Here is a 6,916-nt window from a genome sequence, read left to right as displayed (position 1 = left end):
AAAATACCCCCAAAACCTCCTCCAAAAAGTTATCCACAATCCCGGCCGGGCGACGGCCGTGAAGGAGGTGTCCGGGTGGTGGCGAAAAAGGGCGAGGCCGACTATTGAAAAACCGATGGGGCGGGCTACAATGCATCCGTGTTGCGGATCGAGCGTGGGCGGTAAGGAGGCGTCGGATGGCACGGAAGCGTTTGATGGGCCTGGTGTCGGTTCTGGTGGTTGGGTGTCTGCTGGCGTGGGCGTTTGCCGGGGCCGTCCCGGACAAGAGCGCCGACGACAAGATCTTCGGGGAATACGACCGATTCATCGAGATCCTGCGGGTGGTCCAGAAGCAGTACGTTCACGATGTGGACGCGCACGAGATGTTTAAGAACGCAATCCGGGGGATGTTGAGCGGCCTGGACCCGTTCTCCGACTACGTTCCGGAGGAGGAGGCGGACGAGTTCAACAAGATGACGCGCGGGAAGTTCGGCGGCATCGGGATCCAGATCGGGATGATGCGGGGCATGCTGATGGTCATCAGCCCGCTGGAGGATACGCCGGCGTTCGAGGCGGGCGTGCAGGCGGGCGACATCATCCTGGAGATCAACGGCAAGACGGCGGACGGCATCACGCTGAACGACGCGGTCAAGATCCTGACCGGCGAGCCGGGAACGCAGGTGAAGATCAAGGTTCGCCACCTGATGGGCGAGATGGCGGACATCACCATCACGCGGGCCGTCATCGAGGTGCGCACCGTCAAGGGCCCGAAGCGCGATGCCGAGAACCAGTGGTCGTGGATGCTCGACCCGGAGAGGAAGATTGCGTACGTGCGTCTGACGGGATTCGTGGACAACTCATCCGACGAACTGCGAGCGGTGCTCGAAAGGCTCGTGGCGGACGGGGTGAAGGGCCTCGTGCTGGACCTGCGGTTCAACCCGGGCGGGCAACTGCGTGTGGCGGTGGACGTGTGCGACCTGTTCATCTCCGAGGGCGTCATCGTCCAGACGAAGGGCCGGACCGTTCCCCCCTGGGAAGCGGTCGCCAAGAAAGAGGGGACCCTGCCTTACTTTCCGATGGTCGTCCTGGTGAACCCCTTCAGCGCGAGCGCGAGCGAGATCGTCGCGGGGTGTCTTCAGGACCACAACCGGGCGATCGTCGTCGGCGAGCGAACCTTCGGCAAAGGAAGCGTCCAGAACCTTATCCCGCTGGAGGGCGACAAGGCGATGCTGAAACTGACGACCAGCAAGTATTATTTGCCGAAGGGCCGCAACATCCATCGCGAGGAAAACATGACCGAGAAAGACGAGTGGGGCGTCGTGCCCGACATCCTGGTGCCGGTGAAACCGGAGGAATACGTCGCGGTCGTCCGCGCGCGCCAGGAAGCCGACGTCATCCGCAACGGCAAGGGCGGCGCGGGCAAGGAGGGAGCGGCGCCCGAGTCGGCGGTGCCGGCGCCCAAGTCGGCGGTGCCGGCGCCCAAGTCGGCCCCGCCGGCGCCTGAGTCGGCTCCGCCGGCGCCCGAGCGGCCGCCGGCCCCGGGCTCGGAGGGGCTTGAGGAGGAACTTCCGCCTTCGGCGCCCGGCGCCGCGCCCGCAGCGCCGCAGGCCGCTCCCGCGGCCGCGCCGACCGACCGGCAATTGGAGCGGGCGCTCGACGTCCTGCGGAGCATGGACGTCATCGAGAAGTATCTCAAGAAGGCCGCCTAGCCGCAGAGCCGGGAGCGCAGGCCCCAAGGCCGATGAAGATCCTGGGCATCGAAACCTCGTGCGACGAGACGTGCGCGGCGGTCGTTTTGGACGGCCGCCGCGTCCTTTCCAGCATCGTCGCCACCCAGATTGAAATCCATCGCAAGTACGGCGGGGTGGTGCCGGAGATCGCCTCCCGGGCGCACATCGAGGCGCTGGTGCCCGTGGTGGCGGAGGCGCTCCAGGAGGCCCGCACGCCGGCCGACGCCCTCGACGCCGTCGCCGTCGTCCACCGCCCCGGCCTCATTGGGTCGCTCTTGCTGGGCCTGTCGGCGGCGAAGACGCTGGCGTGGCTTCGCGGGGTTCCGCTGGTCGGCGTCAACCATATCGAGGGCCACATCTACGCCGCCTGCCTCGAGCGCGACGCGCTCCCGTTCCCCTGCGTCAGCCTGATCGTCTCCGGAGGCCACACGAGCCTTTATCGCTCCGAGGGCCCGGCCGACCATCGGCTGCTCGGCGCGACGACGGACGATGCGGCCGGCGAAGCGTTTGACAAGGTCGCCAGCATCCTGGGGCTCGAATATCCGGGCGGGCCGAGCGTCGACCGCGCCGCCGAAGGCGGAAACCCGAAGGCCGTCACGTTTCCGCGCTCCTGGCTCGGGCCGGACTCGTTCGACTTCAGTTTCAGCGGCCTGAAGACGGCGGTCCTGTACCACGTGCGCGGGAAAGGGGCGGAGGCGAAGCGGCGCGCGACGCTTCTCGCGCCCGAGGAAACCGCCGACGTCGCCGCCAGTTTTCAGGAGGCCGTCGTCGACGTCCTCGTGACGAAGACGCTTCGCGCGGCGGAAGCGTCGGGCGTGGACCGGGTGATCGTGGGCGGTGGGGTGGCGGCGAATCGGCGTCTGCGCGCCCGGCTCCAGGAAGAGGCCGGCCGCGCGGGGATCGAGGTGCTCCTACCCGCGATGCGATTCTGCACGGACAACGCAGCCATGGTCGCCGGGCTGGCCTACCATTACGCCCGTGCCGGCCGCTTCGCCGACCTGGACCTCGAGGCGCGGGCCGACTGACGCACATCCCGCGGCCGGGGGCCGAAATCGGTTGCCAGGGCCGTCCGGGCCCCTATAATCTCGGACTCTGACGGATTTCAGGGAATGGCCTCCTCTGGCCAATTCTCCGATGGAGCCGCCGGCCGATGACGGTACTCAGCGAACGGGCGGAACCGCGCCAGCCCACCTGGAAGATCGCCGTCAAGGTCCTCCTGGTGCTCGTGCTGCTGTACTTTTTCCTCGGCGGGATGGCCATGATGGGGGAGGGTCTGAAGACCCTCGGCAAGAACCCCGACTACGACAAGCACGCCACCGAGGGTGCGAAGAGCCTGGAGTACCGCCCCGTCGTCTATCGGGTTTTCGCCTACGCGGATAACCCCCTCGTAGGCCTCTTTGTCGGCCTGCTGGCGACGAGCATCTTCCAGAGTTCCTCGTTCACGACCTCGTTTACGGTCGCGCTGGTCGCCACGACGCCGCTCACACTCCACCAGGCCATCTTCATCATCATGGGCGCGAACATCGGCACCAGCGTCACGAACGCGGGCGTCTCCTTCACGCAGATCCGGCGCCGCGATGAGTTCGAGCGGGCCTACGGCGCCGCCATCGTCCATGATTTTTTCAATGTGCTCACGGTGTGTGTCCTATTGCCGATCGAGTACGTCGTTCTCAGGGTGACGGGCAGGGGGCTCCTGGAACGCGCGGCGTCGTACCTGGCGCACGGGTTCTATAGCGGGATGCCAACGGGAGAGGAGCCGACGAATGCCCTGAAGGAGGCGGTGGCGCCCCTGGTCACGGCCACGAGCGGGCTGCTCGGCAGCGTGTTTGGCCTCGAACTCGTGACGGCGAGCATCCTCCTGGCGATCCTGGGAGTCGTGACGCTCTTCGTGGCGCTGCTGCTCCTGACGAAGGTGCTTCACAGCCTCGTGGTGAAGTCGGTGGAGCGGTTCCTCGACCGAGTCCTCTTCCGCAATGACTTCACCTCGTTCGCCGTCGGGCTCATCCTGACGAGTATCGTCCAGTCGTCGAGCGTGACGACATCGCTCTTGGTGCCGTTGACGGGGGCGGGGCTGTTGACCTTGCGGCAGATCTACCCGTACACGTTGGGGGCTAACATCGGAACGACGCTGACGGCCATCATCGCCAGTTTTGCCACCGCCGCCGACACCCCCGCCCAGGCCCAGGTCGGCGTCGCGCTGGCCTTCAGCCATATGCTGTTCAACGTCACGGGGACGGCCATCTGGTATCCGCTGCGGCGAGTGCCGATCGGTTTGGCATTGTGGTGGGCGGGGGTCTGTGCCCGGACGAAGCGATATGCCGTGCTGCACATCCTCTTGTTCTTTTTCTTGCTGCCTGTTGTTGTGCTTGTGATAGAGTGGTGGTTCCGGTAATGTGAATGGCGTTGGAGGGGAAGGGCCATGTTGCGAGAACTCCTGGAGGCCTGGCGAGGCAAGGACGCCCTCGGCCAGATGTTCGAGGAATTCGACCGGATGCTGGAGGAGACCCACTGGATGTTCCAGCAGGCCGTCGAGGTCTTCTTCAGCCGCGTCGATTGGCAGGCCGTCCAGGACCCCCTCTACCGGCGCGACAAGGAGGTCAACCGGCTCGAACAGTCCATCCGCTCGCAGATCGTCAAGCACCTGACGGTCCGCCCGGATGCGAATCTGGCCGCCTGTCTGATCCTCATGAGCGTCGTCAAGGACGCCGAACGCATCGGCGACTACTGCAAAAACATCTTCGAGGTCGGCAAGTTCTACACGCGCGAGTTCACCACCCGACGCTACCTGGATCCCCTCGAGCGCATCCGCTCCCAGACGGAGGAACTGTTCACCCTGACGAAGGAGGCCTTCGGCCAGAGCGACATGGGCAAGGCCCGAAAGGTCATCCAGACGTTCGGCCAGGTCGGCAAGGAATGCGAACTCGTGATTCGGCAACTTCTGCGCGAGCGCGACACCGTCCCCACCGACGAGGCCGTGGCCTATTCGCTCCTGGCGCGGCACCTGAAGCGCATCGGGGCGCACCTGGCGAACATCGCGACCGCCGTCGTCTCGCCCGTTCATCGGATCGACTACGTTGACGAGCCCGAAGAGCCCGAATCCACCTGAGCCCTCTGCGGACCTGACCTGTGGACGCCAAACGCCTGAGCGAATTGTTGAACGCCGTCGCCCAGGGCGCCCTCTCGCCCGACGAGGCCGCCGAACGCCTCCGCCACATGCCGTTTGAGGACCTCGGCTTCGCAAAACTCGACCACCATCGGGCCCTGCGGTGCGGCTTCCCCGAGGTCGTCTTCTGCCAGGGCAAAACCACCGAGCAGGTCCTCGCCATCGTCGGACGCCTCGCCGAGCGCGGGGCGACCGTCCTGGCGACCCGCGCGGGGCCGGACCTCTACGGGGCCGTCCGCGCCGCCCATCCCAAGGCCGTTTACCATGAATCCGCCAGGGCCATCGTTCTGGCGCAGGAAGGCGAGAGCGTCCGGCTCCCGGGCCGCGTGGCCGTCGTCTCCGCCGGCACCAGCGACCAGCCCGTCGCCGAGGAGGCCCGCGTGACGGCCGAATTCCTGGGATGCCGCGTCGAAACGTTTTACGACGTCGGCGTCGCGGGGATTCATCGGTTGCTGGCCCACTCGAAGGCTCTCGCGGAGGCGTCCGTCGTCATCGTCGTTGCCGGCATGGAAGGGGCCTTGGCGAGCGTCGTCGGCGGCCTGGTGGACGTGCCGGTCATCGCCGTGCCGACGAGCGTCGGCTACGGGGCGTGTTTCGGGGGCCTCGCGCCGCTTCTGACGATGCTCAACAGTTGTGCGGCGGGCGTCGGCGTCGTCAACATTGACAACGGTTTCGGCGCCGGGTGCCTCGCCGCCATGATCCTCCGCAGCGCCGGACGATTGGCCGAAAATCGCCCTGAAGCCGATACTTAGCCGCCGCGCTTGCCCGGCGCGTGCCGTTGAACGAGGGCAACCACGTGAAGCGCATCACCGACATCCCCCAACCTCCGTCGCGTCCCCGCGACGCCCATAAGGGCACGGCCGGGCTGGTGCTGGTCGTCGCCGGGAGCCGCGGCATGGCCGGCGCGGCCGCGCTCGTCGGCAATGGCGCGCTCCGCGCCGGGGCGGGCCTCGTCAGGATCGCGACGCCCGATGCCGCGCTCGATACGGTGGCGGCCCTCGCCCCGTGCTGCACGACCGCCCCCTTGCCGGACGACGGCGCGTGCCTCCGGGCCGAGGCGGCCGAGAGGGTCCTCGAACTCGCCGACGGTCAGGACGCCGTCGCTCTCGGTCCGGGCCTCGGCCGGACGCCCGCCATCCGCTCTGTGGTCCGGGCCGTTCTGGAAGGGGTCGAAATTCCGATCGTCCTCGATGCGGACGGCCTGAACGCCGTCGCCGCGGACGCCGCCGAAGTCGTCGCTAGGGCGCGCAACGGCCTCATCCTGACGCCGCATCCGGGCGAGGCGGCCCGTCTCCTTGGGACCACCGTCAAGGCGATTCAGGCCGACCGCGAGGCGGCTGCGGAGCGACTCGCTCGTCTCGGCGCCGTCGCCGTCCTCAAGGGGGCCGGCACTGTCGTCTGCGATGGCCAGCGCCTCTATGTCAATGAGACCGGCAACCCCGGCATGGCGACCGCCGGCGCAGGCGACGTTCTCACGGGCATGATGGCCGCCTTCCTCGCCGCCGGGATGCCCATGTTCGAGGCCGCCGTCCTGGCCGTCTGGGCCCACGGCAGGGCGGGGGACCTGGCGGCCGAACGCCTCGGAATCCTGGGCCTTACCGCGATGGACCTCCTGGATTGCGTTCCGGAGGCTCTACGCGTATAATCCTGCGCTTTTTCTGCACAGGATCGATGTTCGGGAGATGCGAATGGGTAAGACAAAACCCCGGCCGAAAGCGAAGGCAAAACCGAAGCCGAAGGAGGCCGCCCCGGCCGGGGAACTGTCGAAGGACGCGAAGATCGGCCTCCTCAGGCGGATGATGGAAATCCGCGCGTTCGAGGACAAGGTCTTCGAACTCCTGGCGCGCAACGTCCTCCAGGGCGCCAGCCACGTCTACGCCGGCCAGGAGGCCGTCGCCGTCGGCGCATGCTCCGCCATCACCGAACGCGACTACGCCACCAGCACGCACCGCGGCCACGGCCACTGCATCGCGCTCGGCGCCGATCTGAAGTTGATGATGGCGGAACTCTGCGGCAAGGCGACCGGCTACTGCAAGGGCCGCGG

Annotated in this window: 7 protein-coding genes; all 7 read left to right on the top strand. The window is 67.2% G+C overall.

All coding sequences use genetic code 11. The annotated features are described in order from the left end of the window. Window positions 1–176 precede the first annotated feature (176 nt). Entirely contained in the window at window positions 177–1,688 is a 1,512-nt protein-coding gene (locus NTX40_08430; protein MCX5649105.1) for a S41 family peptidase, read from the top strand. Between the two features lie 32 nt (window positions 1,689–1,720). After that, window positions 1,721–2,734, top strand: a complete 1,014-nt coding sequence (tsaD, locus tag NTX40_08425; protein MCX5649104.1) for a tRNA (adenosine(37)-N6)-threonylcarbamoyltransferase complex transferase subunit TsaD — start codon at window positions 1,721–1,723, stop codon at window positions 2,732–2,734. A gap of 125 nt (window positions 2,735–2,859) precedes the next feature. Beyond that, window positions 2,860–4,101 carry a Na/Pi symporter gene (locus tag NTX40_08420; protein MCX5649103.1) on the top strand — a complete coding sequence of 414 codons (1,242 nt, stop codon included), beginning with the start codon at window positions 2,860–2,862 and terminating at the stop codon, window positions 4,099–4,101. Window positions 4,102–4,128: 27 nt separating this feature from the next. Next, window positions 4,129–4,815 carry a phosphate uptake regulator PhoU gene (locus tag NTX40_08415; protein MCX5649102.1) on the top strand — a complete coding sequence of 229 codons (687 nt, stop codon included), beginning with the start codon at window positions 4,129–4,131 and terminating at the stop codon, window positions 4,813–4,815. A gap of 20 nt (window positions 4,816–4,835) precedes the next feature. Then, window positions 4,836–5,624, top strand: a complete 789-nt coding sequence (gene larB, locus NTX40_08410; protein MCX5649101.1) for a nickel pincer cofactor biosynthesis protein LarB — start codon at window positions 4,836–4,838, stop codon at window positions 5,622–5,624. A 44-nt stretch (window positions 5,625–5,668) separates the two neighbouring features. Next, window positions 5,669–6,517 carry an NAD(P)H-hydrate dehydratase gene (locus tag NTX40_08405; protein ID MCX5649100.1) on the top strand — a complete coding sequence of 283 codons (849 nt, stop codon included), beginning with the start codon at window positions 5,669–5,671 and terminating at the stop codon, window positions 6,515–6,517. Between the two features lie 151 nt (window positions 6,518–6,668). Continuing rightward, a partial coding sequence (locus NTX40_08400; protein ID MCX5649099.1) for a thiamine pyrophosphate-dependent enzyme occupies window positions 6,669–6,916 on the top strand: 248 nt, incomplete at its 3' end.

Source organism: Planctomycetota bacterium (assembly GCA_026387035.1).
Lineage (GTDB): Bacteria > Planctomycetota > Phycisphaerae > FEN-1346 > FEN-1346 > JAPLMM01.
Note: the sequence above shows the minus strand (reverse complement) of the source record. Positions and strands in the feature narration are given on the sequence as shown.

Bases quoted from the DNA above. Each gene is read 5' to 3' on its own strand.
- NTX40_08430 (MCX5649105.1), top strand. From the start codon at position 177: ATGGCACGGAAGCGTTTGATGGGCCTGGTGTCGGTTCTGGTGGTTGGG.
- tsaD (MCX5649104.1), top strand. From the start codon at position 1,721: ATGAAGATCCTGGGCATCGAAACCTCGTGCGACGAGACGTGCGCGGCG.
- NTX40_08420 (MCX5649103.1), top strand. From the start codon at position 2,860: ATGACGGTACTCAGCGAACGGGCGGAACCGCGCCAGCCCACCTGGAAG.
- NTX40_08415 (MCX5649102.1), top strand. From the start codon at position 4,129: ATGTTGCGAGAACTCCTGGAGGCCTGGCGAGGCAAGGACGCCCTCGGC.